We start from the raw sequence: 16,450 nt of genomic DNA, 5'->3' as shown, positions 1-16,450 counted from the left end.
CATGAGCGACCCGACAACGGGATGCGGCGACGGTCCGGCGGCCGCCCGCGAGCAGGCAGGCACCGTGCCGCCGCTCGCGAGCAGGCCGCGCATCGCGACACGCTGCGTGTGCTGCGGCAGCGACGCAATCCAGTCGTCTCCGGCGATCCTGATGCCGTTCGTCGCGCATCGCGCGTTCGGCTGGTATCCGGTCGAGATCGACGAGAGCTGGGGCTTGCGCACCATTCGGAACGGGATGGCTTACTCGGTGTGCAAATCCCTGCACTGCACCGCGTGCGGGTTCCTGTTTCTCGACATTCGCTTTTCCGACGACGAACTGGGCAATCTGTATCACGACTATCGCGGGCCGGCCTACAACGCGTTGCGAGAGCAATACGAGCCGGGCTATACGTCGAGAAACGACGCACTGAACGCGGGAAGCTCGTACATCGAACAGTGCGAGCAATTCCTCGCGCCGTTCGTCGCGTTTCCGCTGAGCCTGCTCGACTGGGGCGGCGACACGGGCAGGAATACGCCGTTCAAGGGACGATGCGACATTTTCGACATCTATGACATTAGCGCGAAGCCGGTAATCGACGGCGCGACCGTGGTCGGAAAGGCCGAGGCATTCGCGAAGAAGTATGGGCTGGTCGTCTGCAGCAACGTGCTCGAGCACGTGCCGTATCCGGCCGACGTGCTCGCCGACATCACGCGCACGATGGACGCGGGCTCGGTGCTGTATGTCGAGGTTCCGCTCGAACCGCTGATGCGGGAGGCGTTGCCCGAGCCGCATCTGAAGAAGCGCCACTGGCACGAGCACATCAATTTCTATTCCGAGCAGTCGCTCAGGAAATTGCTGGAACAGTGCGGCCTGTCGACGCTGGTGCTGCGGCGTCTGCGTGTCGAGGACGGCGGCAGCGAATCCTGGGTGTTCCAGGTCGCGTGCAGGCTCGCGGCGTAGCGAGCCCGGCGCTCAGCGCTCGGCGCTGCGCGCGATGTAACGGTCGAGCTGCGTCTGCGTCAATGCGCGCAGATCGCCGCCCGACAGATAGCTTCGATACCAGTCGGCGGTCCACTCCAGCGTTTCGCGCAGGCCGAGGCGCGGCCGCCACACGAGCTGCGAACGCGCCTTGGAGGTATCCAGCTTCAGCACCGTAGCCTCGTGCGGTTGCGGCGCGCTTGCGCCGAACGAAATGCGGGCCGGCGCCCATGGCGCGCACACGTCGGCGAAACCGCGGATCACCTCGCCGACCGTGCACGTGCTGGACTCGTCCGGGCCGAAATTCCATGCGCTATCGAGCCCGGCTTCTGCGCCGTACGCGCGCTCGGCCAGCTCGATGTAGCCTTGCAGCGGGTCGAGAACGAACTGCCACGGGCGCACGGCGTGCGGATTACGGATCTCGAGAGCGTCACCGCGCTCGATCGCGCGGACGAAATCGGGCAGCAGGCGGTCGCGTGCGAAATCGCCGCCGCCGATCACGTTGCCGGCTCGCGCGGTCACGATCGATGGGCCCGGGCGGAAGAACGACGCGCGCCACGCGGCAGTCAGGATCTCCGCGGCGGCCTTGCTCGCGCTGTACGGATCGTGACCGCCCAGCGGGTCCGTTTCGCGATAGCCCCACACCCATTCGCGGTTCTCATAGCATTTGTCCGTCGTGACGACGATGACCGCGCGCACGGATGGCGCACCGCGGACCGCTTCCAGCAGATGGGCGGTGCCCATCACGTTGGTCGCGAAGGTTTCGACGGGCATCGAGTAGCTGTCGCGCACCAAAGGCTGCGCCGCGAGGTGGAACACGACTTCCGGTGCGGCGGATTGCAGCGATTGCGCGAGCTGCTTCGCGTCGTTGATGTCGGCGATCGTTTCGGCGTCGAGCAGGCGGCCGGTTTCGGCCAGCGCGTAAAGGCTCGGCGTGGTCGGCGGCGGCAGCGCGTAACCGGTCACGCGCGCGCCGAGGCTGCTCAGCCACATCGTGAGCCATGCGCCTTTGAAGCCCGTGTGGCCCGTCACGAAAACGCGGCGACCATGCCAGAAGGACGGCGTGCTCATGCTGTCCAGCACTTCCACGGCGCGTTGCCGCTGTTCCACATCTCGTCGAGCGCCGTCTTGTCGCGCAACGTGTCCATCGGATGCCAGAAGCCCGTATGGAAATGCGCGCGCAGCTGATCTTCGCCGGCAAGGCGTTCGATCGGGCCCGTCTCCCACATCACGTCGCCGTCGATGTAGTCGAGCGCGCTGGGCTTGAGCACGAAGAAGCCAGCATTGACCCAGCTGCCATCGGCGAGCGGTTTTTCCTTGAACGAGACGACGCGGTCGCCGTCGACGCTCATCGCGCCGAACCGGCCGACCGGCTGGGCGGCGGTGACGGTTGCATGGCGCCCGTGATCGCGGTGATGGCGGATCAGCTGCGTGATGTCGATGTCGCCGACGCCATCTCCGTACGTCATGCAGAAGTCTTCTTGTCCGAGATATGAGCGGATGCGCTTGAGCCGCCCGCCCGTCATCGTCCGCTCGCCCGTATCGACGATGGTGACGCGCCACGGCTCGACGCGATGATGGTGGATGTCCATGGCGCCGGCCGCGATGTCGAACGTGACGTCCGCGTTGTGCAGCATGTAGTTCGCGAAATACTCCTTGATCAGATAGCTCTTGTATCCGCCGCACACGATGAAGTCCGTGATGCCGTGCGCGGCGTAGAGCTTCATGATGTGCCAGAGCATCGGCTTGCCGCCGATCTCCACCAGCGGCTTCGGCTTGACCACCGTTTCTTCCATCAGCCGCGTTCCCAGCCCGCCGGCAAGAATGACCGCTTTCATGCACCACCCGAGGATATTGATGTAGTCGACGATTTCATGCTAACCAAAATGGCGAATGGACCGTCGGCCGGAAAGAGGCGAGATGCGAGTGCATTTCGGGCGATTCGACGGCGCGCGCGCGCGATATCGCGAAGTCGAGCCATCGCGGCGCGCCGCCGTCGCTCACAGCCCGCGCTGCTCGATCGCTTCTCGCAATGCGGCGTTCTGAGCGTAGGGGCTGTCGATCTGCGTCACCTTGATCGGCGCATGCGCGGTCACCGGCTCCAGCAACCGCTCGCCGTTCATCAGCTCCCGACAGCTCATTTGCCCCTTTTGCAGCGGGATGGCGAGGTAGTAGTCGTCTGCGCGCAGCTCGGCGCCGGCCTCGAGATCGCGCTTCGCATAGACGCCGCGCACCAGGCCGTCGAGATACGCGATCTCCTTTTGCGGCGGGATGCGCTTGGCCGTGCCCGGCGCGCCGCACATTTCCACTGCCTTCCGGTACGCCTTGAACCAGATGTCGGCCTGGTCGGGCAGCGTGCAGTACGGCGACACCGGGATGCCGTCGGCGTCGATGTCGATATGGCGCTCGAAGGTTCGCGCGCCTTTCGCGTACGCGATCATGACGGAGCTCGTCCAGTCGGTCTTTTCGTGGGTCGAGAAGCCGATGACATGATCCGGATAGCGGTCGCGCAGGAAGTCGATCTGATTGATTTCGAGCTCCTGGTCCTCCGACGGATAGATCGAGACGCAATGATTGATGGCGAGCGGGATGTGCCGATTGCGGAAGAACTTCGCCAGGTCGTCGACGTCCTTGAGCGACGATCCGCCGGTCGACACGATGACCGGCTTGCGCGTCTTCGCGATTTCCTCGATCAGTACCCAGTCGTTCAGGTCGGAGCTGGCGATCTTGATGATCTCGACGCCGAGCCGCGCGCACAGCCTGACCGACTCCTCGTCGAACGGCGTGGCCATCGGAATGCATCCCGAGGCGCGTACCGCGTCCGTCATCGTCTTGTAGTCGTCGATGCTCATCTGCGTATCGAGCGTCTTCTTGATGTAGCGGATGTCCGAGCGCTCGCGGAAATCCCGATGCACGAACCGGTCGACGTCGCGGAACTGCAGCTTGATCGAAGCCTTCACGTTGTTGAAGCGCACGATTCGCGAGAAGTCGGTGATGATCCGGAGGCCGCGGTCGACATTGCCCCAATGGTTGTTGGCCAGCTCGAGGACGAACAGTCCGTCGAACAGGCGCTCGGATTCTTGCTTGTAGTTCATGAAAACTCCGGGATGACTCGATCAGGGAATACGGTTGCCGATGGGTCGACCGTCGACGTCAATGCTGTGCGCTCGGCGATTCGGACGGAGCGGCGCCAGGCATCGCGGCCGCGAGCTCTTCGGGCTGAAGGAACGGGAACATGTCCTCGAGTTCGGGGCTGCGGATGGTTCCGTCGGGCAACTGGCGTGAGCTGACGCGCGGCTCGAACCCCTGTTCGGGATCGAGCATGACCTCGATGAGGCCGGGGCCGGGGGCTTCGATCGCCGCGCGCAGCGCATCGTGGAAATGCTGTTGATCGAGCCGGACCGACGGCAGACCGTACGCTGCGCCGACCGCTGCGAAATTGGGCAGCGTCACGCCGCTGTTCGGGCCTTCGCCCGACAGGCGCTTGAAGAAGTTGGCCTGGGATGAGCGGATCGACAGATAGCCGGCGTTGTTCAGCACGATCACCTTGATCGGCAACCGATAGTGCGCGATCGTCTGCAGCTCCTGGATGTTCATCTGCACGCTGCCGTCGCCCGCGATGGCCCAGATGCGTCCGCCTTGCGGCGCCGCGAACGCGGCGCCGATCGCGGCGGGCAGGTCGTAGCCCATCGACGCGCTGCCGGAGTTCGAGAACAGCCGGACGCCGCGCGCGACCGGCGCGATCTGGAACGGGATGATGCAGGCCGATGCGTTGCCCGTCGCGACCACGTCGCCCGGGCGCGACAACTCGAACAGCGCCTGAACGAACAGATAGGGGTTGATCTTGCCGTTCCACGGGCGCGGTCGGGCCTCCAGCGCCGGGTAGCGCGCCTTGGTCCGGTCGATCCAGGCGCGCCATTCGTCGAACCGCGACGGTGTCGCGCGCTGCGGCGCCGCGCGCAGGAGTCGAGGCGTCAGGTCGCGAAGATCGGCGACGATCGCTTCGTGCGGGCGCAGGGTCGGCTTGCGGGTCTCCGCTTCATCGACGTCGATCTGCACGATGTGCGCGTTTTTCGCGAAGCTCGTGAAGTTGTATCCCGTTTGCCGGATGTTCAGCCGGCTGCCGAACACGACGACCAGATCGGCGGCTTGCAGCACGAAGTTGCCCTGCCGCGTGCCGATGGTGCCGGGGCGGCCCGCGAACAGCGGATGATCGGACGGGACGGTATCGTGGGTCCATCCGGTCGCAAGCGGTACGCCGAGGCATTCCGCGATGCGCACGAGGTTGTCGTGCTGTCCCGACAGGCGGGCGCCCGTACCGAGCAGAAACAGCGGCCGCCGGGATTGCGCGATGCGGGCGAGCAGTTGCTCGACCGCCGTATCGAGCGCATCGCCGTCGAGCACGCCGGGCAGCGTCGGCAGGCGTTGATCCCAGGGTTCGAGCGCGTCCGCGTCGATCTGTGCGGACTGCACATCGATCGGGATGTCGATCCAGACGGGGCCGGGCCGGCCGTGCTGGCACAGCGCCCACGCTCGTTCGATCACGGCGCGGGCCTGCAGCGGATCGGTGAGGGTGACGGCGTCTTTGCAGACGGGACGCGCCATCGCTACGATGTCCGCCTCCTGATCGCCGAGTTGGCGCAGCCCCGGAACGGGCGTGGTCACGAGGTGCGTGTCGCGCTTCACCTGTCCGGACAGGACGATGAGCGGGATCGAGTCGGTGAACGCGCCGAATACGCCGTTCAGGGCGTTGATACCGCCGGGGCCCGTCGTGACGTTGAGGATGCCCGGCGTGTTTGCGATGCGCGCGTAGCCCTCTGCCGCCATTGCGCAGGCCTGCTCGTGATGGCAATAGACCGGCGTAAGCCCGTCGGTGTGTGCCAGTGCATCGTTGAGGAACATGGCGCCGCCGCCGGTGACCGTGAACACGTGGCGAGCCCCCTGGCTTGCCAGAAACGCCGCAAGATACTCCGCTACTCTCATCTTTCTCATGCACCCACTCCGGAACGAGACACGATGTGCTGCGCGTGAAGCGTCCGCCGCCGACGGCGCGCATCTGTCCATGCTTCCGAGTATCCGATGGGGGCGTTTTCTTTTATGCCGCGAGCAGAGCCGCAAAACACGGCTTATTTCGGCAATAGGCCGGTAACGCGGCGGCTGTGTGGTTCTGCCCGGCGGTGGGAGGACGGGCGGGCGAGTCGGGGGAAGAAGCGGGCGATGCGGCGTCGGAGCGGCCTAATAGGCGTCGAAGTCGAAGCCTGTTCGCGAGGATGGGGAGCAACAGGTACGCACGTGAGGGGGCTGCCGCGTCATGAAGAGCGATGCGGCGTGCTGTACCCGGACGCGACACACGGGACACACCGGCTCGCGCGCGGTGTCCAGTTGCGGACATTGAGCTATGGTTCGAGCGCGTTCGCGCGTCGGGTTTTCCAATGAAATGCCCCGCCCCCTGAAGGTCAGGGGGCGGGGCTGGAGCGCATCGGACGCGGACGCCGAAGCGATGCTCGTCGGCGCGTTGTTACTTCGCCGCGTTGACCATGTAGTCGACGGCCGCCTTCACGTCGGCGTCGGACGCGTTCGAGCCACCCTTCGGCGGCATCGCCCCCTTGCCGTGCAGCGCGAAGTTGTAGACGGTGTCCATCGAGTCCTTCAGGCGCGGCGCCCAGTCCTCCTTGCTGCCGAATTTCGGTGCGCCGAGCACGCCCGCTGCGTGACAGGCCTGGCATACCTGCGTGTACAGCGCCTTGCCGGCCGACGCGGCGTCGGCGCTGGTCGGCGCGGCCGCGGGCGTGTCGCCGGCCTTCGGAATCGCGGCGATCGCGGCCATTGCCGCGGCGGCCTGTGCGTTCGATGCGTCGGCGCCCGATGCGCCTGCTGCACCCGATGCGCCGCCCGCGGCCGGTGTAGCGTTGGCGGCCGGCGCGGCGGGTTCGGCGAAGTTCGCTCCTGCGTTGTTGGTCATGTAGACGATCGCGCGGGCGATTTCATAATCGCTGACGTCGTCGGGGTTCGTGCCGCCGCGCGGTGGCATTGCGCCCTTGCCCGACAGCGCGGTCTTCAGCAGCGTGTCGTAGCCCTGCGCGATGCGCGGCGCCCAGTCGTCCTTGTTGCCGAACTTCGGCGCGCCGGCCGCGCCGGTGCCGTGACAGGTCACGCACACGGCTTTGTAGACTTCCTCGCCTGTCTTGTAGGTGCGAGGCGCGTTGGCGTCCTTCACCTCGACCTGCGCGATCGGCGCGATGCGTGCGGCGACCTGCTGGTCGGAGAGCGCGTCGGTGCCCGCGCCGGAACGGAACGCGTGGTTGGCATAGCTGGCGAACAGGACGATCAGGGCGATCGGAATGGCGAATGACGCGATGACAACGGCAATCAGCTGCCCAGGAGTTTTGACGGGAGATTCGTGGGGTGCTTCGCTCATGCTTGCCTCGTCTCCGTGATTAGGAATTGTGCGCGGTGCAACGGCAAAATGGCAGTCCAATGAAGCACGGACGATTATAGACGGAACGTTTACATCACGGCGAGCGGCGCGGCGGCGCGTGTTTACCCGCACGGGAAGCTGGCCGGACGGGGATTCGGGCGCGAGGTGGACGCGTCATGGGAAACCGGGTATCCTTGCCGTCTTGCCAACGGTGGCGACTGGTTTATCGGGGTCGTTTCACCGTCGTCACTGTCATATGCGCCCGTAGCTCAATGGATAGAGTACTGCCCTCCGAAGGCAGGGGTTGTAGGTTCAATTCCTACCGGGCGCGCCAATAAAATCAAGGGCTTACGTCAAGCTCAAGCCGCGATTCGCGGTGTTTCCAGATTTCTTGCTGCATTTTTGCTGCAGTGCTGCTGCAAATATCAGCGGTCTGACGAGCTATACCCTGTTCCCAATGTTCAAGGAACAGAGATGGCATCCATCATCAAACGCGGTCCGTATCAATTCCAGGCCCAGGTCCGTCGCAAGGGCTACCCCACCCAGACCAAGACGTTCGAGTCCCATAAGGCAGCCCTTGACTGGTCGACTACCGTTGAGGCTGAGATGACCAACGGCAATTTTGTTGACCGGTCCGCACTCGAGCGCACGACCTTCGGCGACCTGCTCGAGCGCTACGAGCGGGACGAAACGCCCCACAAGCGTGGCTGGGAAGCGGAGTTGGTCCGTATCCGCGCGCTGAAAAAACACGCTCTTGCAGCGCGGCCCCTCTCCACGCTGCGCAAGACTGACTTTGCCAAGTATCGTGACGAAAGGTTGGAGACCTGTTGTTCCGAAACGGTCCGGCGTGAGTTGGTCGTCATTTCCGCGGTTTTCACCACTGCGAGGGAGGTGTGGGAAATTCCGGTCGGAAATCCGCTTGCCGGTGTCAAATGGCCCGCCAAGGGCCAACATCGCGAGCGGCGCCTTGAAGGCGACGAAGAAGTCCGGCTGCTGGAAGCGGCCAGCAGTAGCCGCACGCCAGCATTGCGCCTCTGCATCATCCTCGCGATTGAAACCGGGATGCGCTCCGGCGAGATGGTCAATCTGCGCTGGGAACAGATTGACCTCGAGAGACACATCATTCGGCTCGACAAGACAAAAAACGGTGATGCGCGGACAGTGCCGCTGTCGGAGCGCGCAGAAGCGGCCCTTCGCGAGCTTTCCCCACAGGCATCCGGGCGTTTGACGACTTTCTACGACGCTCGTGGATTGCGAAAGGCATTCAAGCTGGCCTGCGAGCGCGCTGGCATTGATGGATTGCGCCCTCACGACCTGCGGCACGAAGCCGCGTCGCAACTGGCACCGCGGATGGAGACCGCGACGCTGGCCAAGGTTCTCGGATGGAGGACCCTGCAGATGGCCATGAGGTATTACAACCCGACCGACGAAGAGCTGGTGCATGCGGTGCGAAAGCCAGCCGCCAAGGCGAACCGTGACGGGGACATCGCGGTCGCCGGTTAAAGCCGCCAGTGGCGTATTCCGAGACCTGGATAGGAGACCGGGCGTCGAGCATGACGCCCGGTCTTGGAGTTAAAAATTCCCAACGAATAAAGTCTGTTCTCGCTATCTGACCGGCCAAGGCCAGAGTTCGTCTCTCCCGCTGCCAAGCGGGAGAGACGGCACATCACTGCAACGGGCCGCCAAGCCCAACCATACACTTCGCAAACGCTCCAACCTTTCGGAGCACGGTGCCAGCCGTGCCGCCATTTGAATGGCTCCCGAGGTGCTTCGGTCGTATCGCACCAACGGTCAAGCCCTACTCAGTCAGTCTCCCCCTCTCTGCCATCGACCCGCGCGGTGCCACCCGGCACGGTACGGAGAGAGGCTCCCACGTTAGTTACCAGCTACTGCGCAGCATGACGCCACTGTCTCCGCATTGACCCTAGCCTTCCGGCTTCCCGCAGGTTTCCCCAGCCCGATGTTCCATAGCGGCTCAAGTACTCAGGTCATGCTTCATCGACTACGAACCACGGCTTCACGCCTATGGCTTCGCGCTGCTCCGCACAGCACCCATCAGGGGGTGCCGTTACACGCTTGAGCTATCCAGAAGCCCCCGGTTTCCCGAGGTGCCAGCCGCGCCAGGTTTCCCCTTGCGGCCCTCGTGCATCGCTGCACGCTCATCAGCCTACGTGTGCGGTACGGGTTGCGCCCTTGCGGTACGCCCCCCGAGCCGGTCTTGCACCGGCTTTCACCAGGTAACAGGTCGCCAGGCCATTTCCTGCCCGACGCCGTTTCCGTGTCGCCCAACGTCTCGCCGACGATATGCCGGCGTGATTGGGTCGAAGGAGGGAGTTACACCCTCCAGCGCCCATCGCAGCCGCACCAGCCCTATTAGAGGCATGCGGCTACAGCGTTTGCTCGGCTTCAGGTTTGGCGGCCTGAAACCTGCCGGAGTGGCGCCCCGGCGTGCCCTTTCGGGCGTGTATGTTTGCAGTTGGCGGCCTGCCCGATGTGCTCGGACGGTGTCCGACGGCACAGCGGGCAGGTCGCCATGCGTGCGAGCAGCCGCGGCTTTCGCCGAGGTGCTGTCCTTGCAAACATGGGTTTCCTGGTTTCGTATAGCTGATTCCTTCCGTGCGTTGCACGGAACATCAATATGTTTCATCGCGCATCGCCGAATCACATTGCGCCAGCAAGGTTCGCGCTATACGAAGCATCGGGTTTCGTATTGACTACCATGCCAGCATCCACACCTATTGCCCACAGCAAGACTGCCGCGATGTCGCGCGTGCTCGACGTCGTCCCTCGCGGATACCATCGGTTTATCAGTGGCTCCGTGCGGGTCGCGAAGGCAGAAGCGCTTGCGCAGAAATTCCATGCTCGATACGGCATCGGCTGCACGCCGGCACAGCGGCTCACGCGGAAAAGCAAGGGAGTCGCCAATGCTGTGCTCGTGATGTACTGGCCGGACATGGCCGACCGCGTCGAGTGGCTGTTGCTGGCGACCGATGGCAGCGGTTTGGATGGCGAGGCCCTGCACATGGTTGACGATTCACCGCGACTGACGTGGCTGGGATACGAGCTGGTCCGCCATCCGGCGCGTGGGCGGGCCGCCTGGACCTGGCGGCGGACGAAGGACGAGATGGCGGAACTGCATGCGCTTGTGGTTTTTCAGGCCAGCCAGCGGCACTACGCTGCGCTGGCCGAGACACTGGGGCGCATCAGTCGGCAACCGGGATTTCACGGCGTGCGCGCCCAGTCGTGGTCGCTCTTCCAGGAAGCCCAGAGACGGGGCTATCCGGGGGAACTGCCGCAGCTTTTCTTCGTGCAGAAGGTCTGCCACGGAGAACGTCTGATGCTGCCCGCTAGTCGCTGATAGGAGAGAGGCTCGGCCGCCGGAAAGATACAATAGCGAACCTGTATCTCTTCCAACTGCCAGCCTCATGCCGTTTCTCGACTGGGTAAATAAGAATCAAGCGAAGGACACCGCTCGCGAGGTGCCCTACCATCTGCTCAAGCGCGAAGCCATCTACGGGGATACGTCGGTTGCCGGCGACAACCTCATCATTCAGGGCGACAATTTGCTGGCCCTGAAGGCTCTACTGCCGTTTTACGCTGGTCGGGTCAAGTGCATCTTCATTGACCCGCCCTACAACACACAGAGCGCCTTCGAGCACTACGACGACCGACTTGAGCACAGCCAGTGGTTGTCCATGATGTACCCGCGCCTCATGCTGCTCAGGGATTTGCTGGCAGAGGATGGCAGCATCTGGGTGACGATTGACGACAGCGAAGCGCACTACCTGAAGGTGTTGATGGATGAGGTTTTTGGACGAAAGAACTTCATTGCGTCGAACGTTTGGCAGAAACGTTACTCCCGTGAGAACCGGGAGGCGATTGGCGATGTCCATGACTACCTCGTGGTCTATGCTAAATCGCCAGAGAAGTTTAAGGAATCGCGCAATCGTATTCCGCTCGATGAGGCCCAAGCAAAAATATACCGTAACCCTGACAATCCGAAGGAGACCGACCCGGCAAAGCGCTGGCGGGGTTTGCCTATGACGGCACAGGGATTTCGACCTAACCAGATGTATACCATCACTGCACCCAACGGGCGGGAGCATAAGCCGCCCGAAGGACGTTGCTGGTCAATGATTGAGCCGGAATTCCAGAAGCTGCTTGACCAAGGTCGAATTTACTGGGGCAAAGACGGTAATGCGCAGCCCAGCGTCATCCGCTTTCTTTCTGAGGTCGAGGGGCTTGTTCCTTGGACTTGGTGGCCGCACGAAGAGGTCGGGCACACCGACGAAGCGAAAAAGGAAAGCAACGTCTTGTTCGGCGCCGACTTCAGTTTCGGTACGCCAAAACCGGAGCGGCTGATGTCGAGGATTTTGCACATTGCCAGCAATCCGGGGGATTTGGTCCTCGACTCATTCCTCGGCTCCGGTACGACCGCAGCCGTCGCGCACAAGATGGGGCGCCGGTATATCGGCATTGAAATGGGCGAGCACGCTAGGACTCATTGCATCCCTCGCTTGGAAAAAGTCATTGGCGGTGAGCAGGGTGGCATCAGCGAATCCGTACGGTGGAAAGGTGGCGGTGGATTCGCGTTCTACACCTTGGGCGAAAGCGCTTTCGATGAGCATGGTCGGCTCAATGCAAACGTGAAGTTCAGCACGCTAGCCGCCTACATCTGGCATCTGGAAACAGGTACCGCTGGAGAGCAGCCATTCGATAGCCCGCTCTTAGGAGTGCATGACGGCAAAGCCTATTTTCTGCTGTACAACGGCATCCTGGGCGACCGACGGCCCGCCGGCGGCAATGTGCTGAATAGTGCCGTCCTCGCCCATATCAGGACACTCTGCCCATCTCCGATGCCGATTGTCGTGTACGGTGAAACCTCACGAGTCGGTCCGGCTCGCCTGGCTGCCGAAGAAATCACGTTCCGGCAGATTCCTTACGACATCTCCATGCGCTGAACCCGACCATGTTGAAGCTGAAAAAATACCAGGAAGATGCGCTCGATGCGCTGGTCGATTTCGTAAAGCGTAGCCGCTCTGTTGCCACCACTGAGGCGTGGCAGGAGGCCATGGCCGCTCAGAGTGTGACCGGCGTGCCTTACCACGACCTGTTCCCGGGGATTCCATGTGCGTGCCTCCGCGTTCCCACCGGGGGTGGCAAAACCCTCATGGCCGCGCATGCCGTCGTACCCGTCGGCCGGGCTCTCATGGATAGTGATTTTCCGGTTGCCCTGTGGCTAACGCCATCCGATACGATTCGAACCCAGACGCTCGAAGCTCTGTCCAATGTCCAGCATCCGTACCGGCAGGCTCTCGCGCATTACGTGGGTGAGAATCTCAGGGTCGCAGAACTGGAGAACCTGCAGACCGTTGGCACTGGCGATGTCGGAAGGGCCTGCATCATTATCGTGGCGACCATCCAGGCCCTGAACGTGACGGATACGAGCAAACGCAACGTCTACGCATTCTTCGAGGAACTGCAGGAGCATTTCCGGGACTTGCCTCCGGCTGTGGCTGCGGGGCTGGAGAAGGTCACCGCCGCGGACCTGGAAAACCAGCCGTTCCTGACTGAGAAGGACATCGGCCGGGTAAAGTGGTCGGTCGCAAACTGGCTCAATCTGCATCGGCCGGTTGTCATCGTCGACGAGGCCCATAACAACCGAACCGACCGCTTCTTCAAGACCTTGGGGCGCCTGAACCCCAGTTGCGTAGTCGAACTGACCGCGACGCCAGTCGCGGGCAACAACGTGCTGTACCACGTCTCCGCCCAGGAGCTGCGCGCCGAGCAGATGATTAAGCTGCCCATCGTCCTGGCCGAGCACCCGGAAGGCTGGCGCGAATGTCTGCGCGATGCAATTTTGACGCGGGACCGGTTGGACATCGTCGCGCAGAAAGAATCGGACTACGTCCGTCCGATTGCCCTGATACAAGCCATGCCCAAGGGCGGTGAAGCCACGGTGGATGTGGTCAAGCAGCACCTCATCGAACAGGAACACATTCCCGCCGAGCAGATTGCCATCGCCACGGGCTCGCAGAAAGAGCTGGACGGCGTAAATCTGTTCGACCCCGCGTGCCCGGTGCGATATGTCATCACCGTGGAGGCGTTGAAGGAAGGATGGGACTGCTCCTTCGCATACGTGCTGGCCAGCCTGCAGTCGGTCAACTCCGCCAAGGACGTTGAGCAGTTGCTAGGCCGAGTCCTGCGTATGCCCTATGCGAAGGACCGGAACCAGGCACCCCTAAACAAGGCATACGCCCATATTGTGGCGACCAACTTTGCGGAAGCTGCCAGCAACCTTCGAGACCGCCTGGTTCAAAACATGGGGTTCGAGCGACTGGATACGGCCAGCATCATCGTGCCTCAGCAGTCACTCCCGCTGACTGGCGGTTCCGGCGGCGCCCCTGGCAATGTCGTGGCAGGGGGCATAGCGCTGCCGGATTGTCATATCGAGCTGCCCACGCTGCCCGATACCAAGAACTGGCCGGAAGAATTGAAGGCCGCGGTTCAGGTACATCCTACGTCGCAGGGTGCAACGCTGGTGCTCAAGGGCAACGTAGACAGCGAGACGTTAAAGCAGGCAGAAACCTTCGTGACCGCGCCCCTGCCGCCCAAGGTCAAAGAAAAGGTGGCACAGCAGTTTGCTGACCATCGCGCCATGCGGCAGGCGATGAAGGCACCCGCCCAGTTGGGCTTGAGCTTCGCTCCCATTCCTCAGCTATGCCTGGAGCTGGACGGCTATCTCGAAGTGGTCGAGAAAGACACGCTGGCGCAACTCGGGGACTGGAGCCTGCTGGACACGCCCATCCAGTTGGAAAACTTTGCCATCCACGAGCTGGTCAACTCCTTCGAGATTGACGTCAACGGTGCGAAGGTTAGCTACAAGCATATCGACGCCCAGCAGTTGAAGCTCAACGAGGTTACGAGCCATGTGAGCGAGCACGATTTGGTGCGATGGCTCGATGTGCAGGTCCGGCAGCCGGACGTCTCACAGCTCGACCTGCAAGCGTATCTGGTCAAGATGATTACCCATCTCATCCACGCCAAGGGCTTTAGCCTGACCGCCCTGGTCCGGGCGCGCTTCCAACTGGCAGATGCCATCAAGAGCGAGGTCGGACGACTGCGTCGGCAGGCTGTAAAGAAAGGATTCCAGGGACGCCTATTCGAAATGACGGTGCCCAGTCTGGAGGACATTACCCGGTACAGCTTCACCTTTGACCCTGGCAAGTATCCGGCCAAGAACCTTTATCAAGGCAGCTACGAATTCAGCAAGCACTTCTACCCGGTCATTCATGACCTTCGGGAGAAGACGAACGCCGGGCAGATTGCCGAAGAGTTCCGCTGTGCACAGGTCATCGATGCGCATCCGAAGGTGAAGTACTGGGTCCGCAATATCGAACGTCAGCCGCAGTTCTCTTTCTGGCTGCCCACAGCGACCGACTATTTCTATCCGGACTTCGTTGCGGAGCTCGTCGACGGTCGCATCCTCGTTGTCGAGTACAAAGGCGAACCGTACAAGACGAACGACGACTCCAAGGAGAAGAAGCAGGTCGGGCATCGCTGGGAAGCATCCAGTGACGGCCGTTGCCTGTTCCTCTTCGCCGAGGAGAAGGATGATGCCGGCCGCGACGTGTTCAAGCAGCTTGCGGACAAGCTCGCGGGTTAGCGGCCGCAAGCATCACATCACTCTCCATGGTGTCCTGATGTGAGGGGAGTTATGCCTGACACTCATCAATGATTTCACGAGGTCATCGTTCTCCGCATACCGGAAGGAAGGGCCAAGCCAAATGCCGACACGGCTTAGCCCGGTCCGCCGTCGTGCTATGCCCAGCAGATACGCGCTCATTGGCGCTGCTACCTGATATGGCTTCACTTACCACCCGGCGCGTCACTCGGAGCCCGAGCGCAACCAGGCTGCGATTGTTGGATGAGACACGCCAAGCTGCGCGGCTATGGCGCGATTCGACAGTCCTTGCTGCGCCAGAACAATAGCGGCGGAACGCTGTTCTTCCGTCGCTGCACGGCGTACTGCGCCGGAGGCAACGCCACCGCGCCGGCCCCGTTCCGCCTGAACGGCTCGAAACCCTGCGGGCGTCGTATTCCTCCATGTCCACCGACTGATGCTGCGGCCGATACCCATCACTTCGCTCACGCCTAGCGGCACCGGGAACGTATTGAGGGCCAGCGCCTGCTGGATACATACCTCACGCCACCGGTTTTCGCCGCCCGGTCCCCAGTAACCTCGAATGGCCCGGACAGCCCACGCCAGTAGCACCTCGAACAGGTCGCAGTTACGGCTGTAGCCTTCGGGCTTCGGACGGCGTGGCAGCGACGCCGGCAAGTCAACGTAATCGGCCAGCAGGCCAAGCTCATACATCGGGCAGTTCGCTGGCTCCCAGAGCTTCCAGCGGTCGCTTAACGGATTTTTCGCGAGAGGTCCATTGAACGCTGCGTCGGCCCGCAAGCGCGTCATGTAAGCGTGCTCAATCGCAGCTAGATAGCGCTGGGGGTGTTTTCTGGCTGCGTCGGTCACGCACACCGGCGCGGCAAGCGCGTAGCCCAAATGAGCATGTCCGTTTTCAGGATTGGTCGCAACGTAGGTCGGCGGCGGCAAATCAGCGTCGGTCCACGCGGTGGTAGCGCCGGGACGGTCGATGTCAAAGATGAGCCAGCATGCGAGCGCTGGGTTGCTCATTTGCATGTACGGCAGAGTCAGCGCTGTCGAAAGTGGCCGGACTTTTGCTGCGTTTTTTTCGATGCCGCACCACGGTCTGTGGGGTGCATATTCTTCTATCAGGTTTTGGAGGGCAGACGAGGACAAGACACACCATTACGGGTGTGCCACACCAGCAGCTAACTACTTATGCCCTCATGCTGCTACGAAATTTGTCCTCCGCATGCTGAGCGCGGCGGGATGATGATTTCCGCGTCTATACTCAATTGAGCATTGTGTAACGACGCGCCTTGTGTGCACCGCGCCCCGGTTCCAGCCGGGGCGCTTCATTTGGTGCTCGTTGAGTATAGGCGCGCCTCGACCATGCTCGTCCATCAAGCGACTGAGATACGAAGTGGCA

11 protein-coding genes and 1 tRNA gene are annotated in these 16,450 nt (G+C 62.5%); 6 read left to right on the top strand and 6 right to left on the bottom strand.

Annotation, left to right across the window (positions count from 1 at the left end; all coding sequences use genetic code 11):
• Position 1 precedes the first annotated feature (1 nt).
• Positions 2-940 carry a class I SAM-dependent methyltransferase gene (locus EX20_RS06015; protein WP_165927444.1) on the top strand — a complete coding sequence of 313 codons (939 nt, stop codon included), beginning with the start codon at positions 2-4 and terminating at the stop codon, positions 938-940.
• A 12-nt stretch (positions 941-952) separates the two neighbouring features.
• Here EX20_RS06015 and rfbG read toward each other — a convergent pair whose 3' ends face one another.
• The 5 genes from rfbG to EX20_RS05990 form a co-directional block, all read right to left on the bottom strand.
• Positions 953-2,029, bottom strand: coding sequence for a CDP-glucose 4,6-dehydratase (rfbG, locus tag EX20_RS06010; protein ID WP_034192968.1), 1,077 nt, complete (start codon positions 2,027-2,029; stop codon positions 953-955).
• A complete protein-coding gene (gene rfbF / locus EX20_RS06005; protein ID WP_034192967.1) occupies positions 2,026-2,796 on the bottom strand; it encodes a glucose-1-phosphate cytidylyltransferase in 771 nt (256 codons plus the stop codon). Before rfbF ends, rfbG begins: the two co-directional genes overlap by 4 nt.
• A gap of 162 nt (positions 2,797-2,958) precedes the next feature.
• Entirely contained in the window at positions 2,959-4,053 is a 1,095-nt protein-coding gene (locus tag EX20_RS06000) for an N-acetylneuraminate synthase family protein (protein ID WP_034192966.1), read from the bottom strand.
• A 58-nt stretch (positions 4,054-4,111) separates the two neighbouring features.
• Positions 4,112-5,950 (bottom strand): thiamine pyrophosphate-binding protein, encoded by a 1,839-nt coding sequence (locus EX20_RS05995; RefSeq protein WP_226151415.1) that lies wholly within the window; start codon positions 5,948-5,950, stop codon positions 4,112-4,114.
• Between the two features lie 526 nt (positions 5,951-6,476).
• Positions 6,477-7,376 carry a c-type cytochrome gene (locus EX20_RS05990; protein WP_014722208.1) on the bottom strand — a complete coding sequence of 300 codons (900 nt, stop codon included), beginning with the start codon at positions 7,374-7,376 and terminating at the stop codon, positions 6,477-6,479.
• 258 nt (positions 7,377-7,634) lie between these two features.
• On the opposite strand from EX20_RS05990, the gene EX20_RS05985 reads away from it, so the two are divergent.
• From EX20_RS05985 to EX20_RS05965, 5 genes are all read left to right on the top strand, one after another.
• A tRNA-Arg gene (locus EX20_RS05985) sits at positions 7,635-7,710 on the top strand.
• Between the two features lie 140 nt (positions 7,711-7,850).
• A complete protein-coding gene (locus EX20_RS05980; RefSeq protein ID WP_034192964.1) occupies positions 7,851-8,879 on the top strand; it encodes a site-specific integrase in 1,029 nt (342 codons plus the stop codon).
• A 1,258-nt stretch (positions 8,880-10,137) separates the two neighbouring features.
• Complete coding sequence (locus EX20_RS05975; protein WP_231572240.1) at positions 10,138-10,734, top strand: hypothetical protein; 597 nt, start codon at positions 10,138-10,140, stop codon at positions 10,732-10,734.
• A 67-nt stretch (positions 10,735-10,801) separates the two neighbouring features.
• On the top strand, positions 10,802-12,337 hold the full coding sequence (locus EX20_RS05970; RefSeq protein WP_034192962.1) for a site-specific DNA-methyltransferase: 1,536 nt from the start codon (positions 10,802-10,804) through the stop codon (positions 12,335-12,337).
• Between the two features lie 8 nt (positions 12,338-12,345).
• A complete protein-coding gene (locus EX20_RS05965; protein ID WP_034192961.1) occupies positions 12,346-15,042 on the top strand; it encodes a DEAD/DEAH box helicase in 2,697 nt (898 codons plus the stop codon).
• Between the two features lie 222 nt (positions 15,043-15,264).
• Here the strand turns inward: EX20_RS05965 and EX20_RS30325 are convergent, their stop codons facing one another.
• On the bottom strand, positions 15,265-16,197 hold the full coding sequence (locus EX20_RS30325) for a replication initiation protein (protein WP_072465433.1): 933 nt from the start codon (positions 16,195-16,197) through the stop codon (positions 15,265-15,267).
• Positions 16,198-16,450 lie beyond the last annotated feature (253 nt).

This window comes from Burkholderia sp. WP42, from assembly GCF_000745665.1.
GTDB classification, from domain to species: domain Bacteria; phylum Pseudomonadota; class Gammaproteobacteria; order Burkholderiales; family Burkholderiaceae; genus Burkholderia; species Burkholderia vietnamiensis.
This window is presented reverse-complemented; position numbering and strand designations above follow the sequence as displayed.

What these genes read in the sequence shown, in the direction of transcription:
- EX20_RS06015 (WP_165927444.1), top strand. Translation starts at nt 2, where the DNA reads ATGAGCGACCCGACAACGGGATGCGGCGACGGTCCGGCGGCCGCCCGC.
- rfbG (WP_034192968.1), bottom strand. Translation starts at nt 2,029, where the DNA reads ATGAGCACGCCGTCCTTCTGGCATGGTCGCCGCGTTTTCGTGACGGGC.
- rfbF (WP_034192967.1), bottom strand. Translation starts at nt 2,796, where the DNA reads ATGAAAGCGGTCATTCTTGCCGGCGGGCTGGGAACGCGGCTGATGGAA.
- EX20_RS06000 (WP_034192966.1), bottom strand. Translation starts at nt 4,053, where the DNA reads ATGAACTACAAGCAAGAATCCGAGCGCCTGTTCGACGGACTGTTCGTC.
- EX20_RS05995 (WP_226151415.1), bottom strand. Translation starts at nt 5,950, where the DNA reads ATGAGAAAGATGAGAGTAGCGGAGTATCTTGCGGCGTTTCTGGCAAGC.
- EX20_RS05990 (WP_014722208.1), bottom strand. Translation starts at nt 7,376, where the DNA reads ATGAGCGAAGCACCCCACGAATCTCCCGTCAAAACTCCTGGGCAGCTG.
- EX20_RS05980 (WP_034192964.1), top strand. Translation starts at nt 7,851, where the DNA reads ATGGCATCCATCATCAAACGCGGTCCGTATCAATTCCAGGCCCAGGTC.
- EX20_RS05975 (WP_231572240.1), top strand. Translation starts at nt 10,138, where the DNA reads ATGTCGCGCGTGCTCGACGTCGTCCCTCGCGGATACCATCGGTTTATC.
- EX20_RS05970 (WP_034192962.1), top strand. Translation starts at nt 10,802, where the DNA reads ATGCCGTTTCTCGACTGGGTAAATAAGAATCAAGCGAAGGACACCGCT.
- EX20_RS05965 (WP_034192961.1), top strand. Translation starts at nt 12,346, where the DNA reads ATGTTGAAGCTGAAAAAATACCAGGAAGATGCGCTCGATGCGCTGGTC.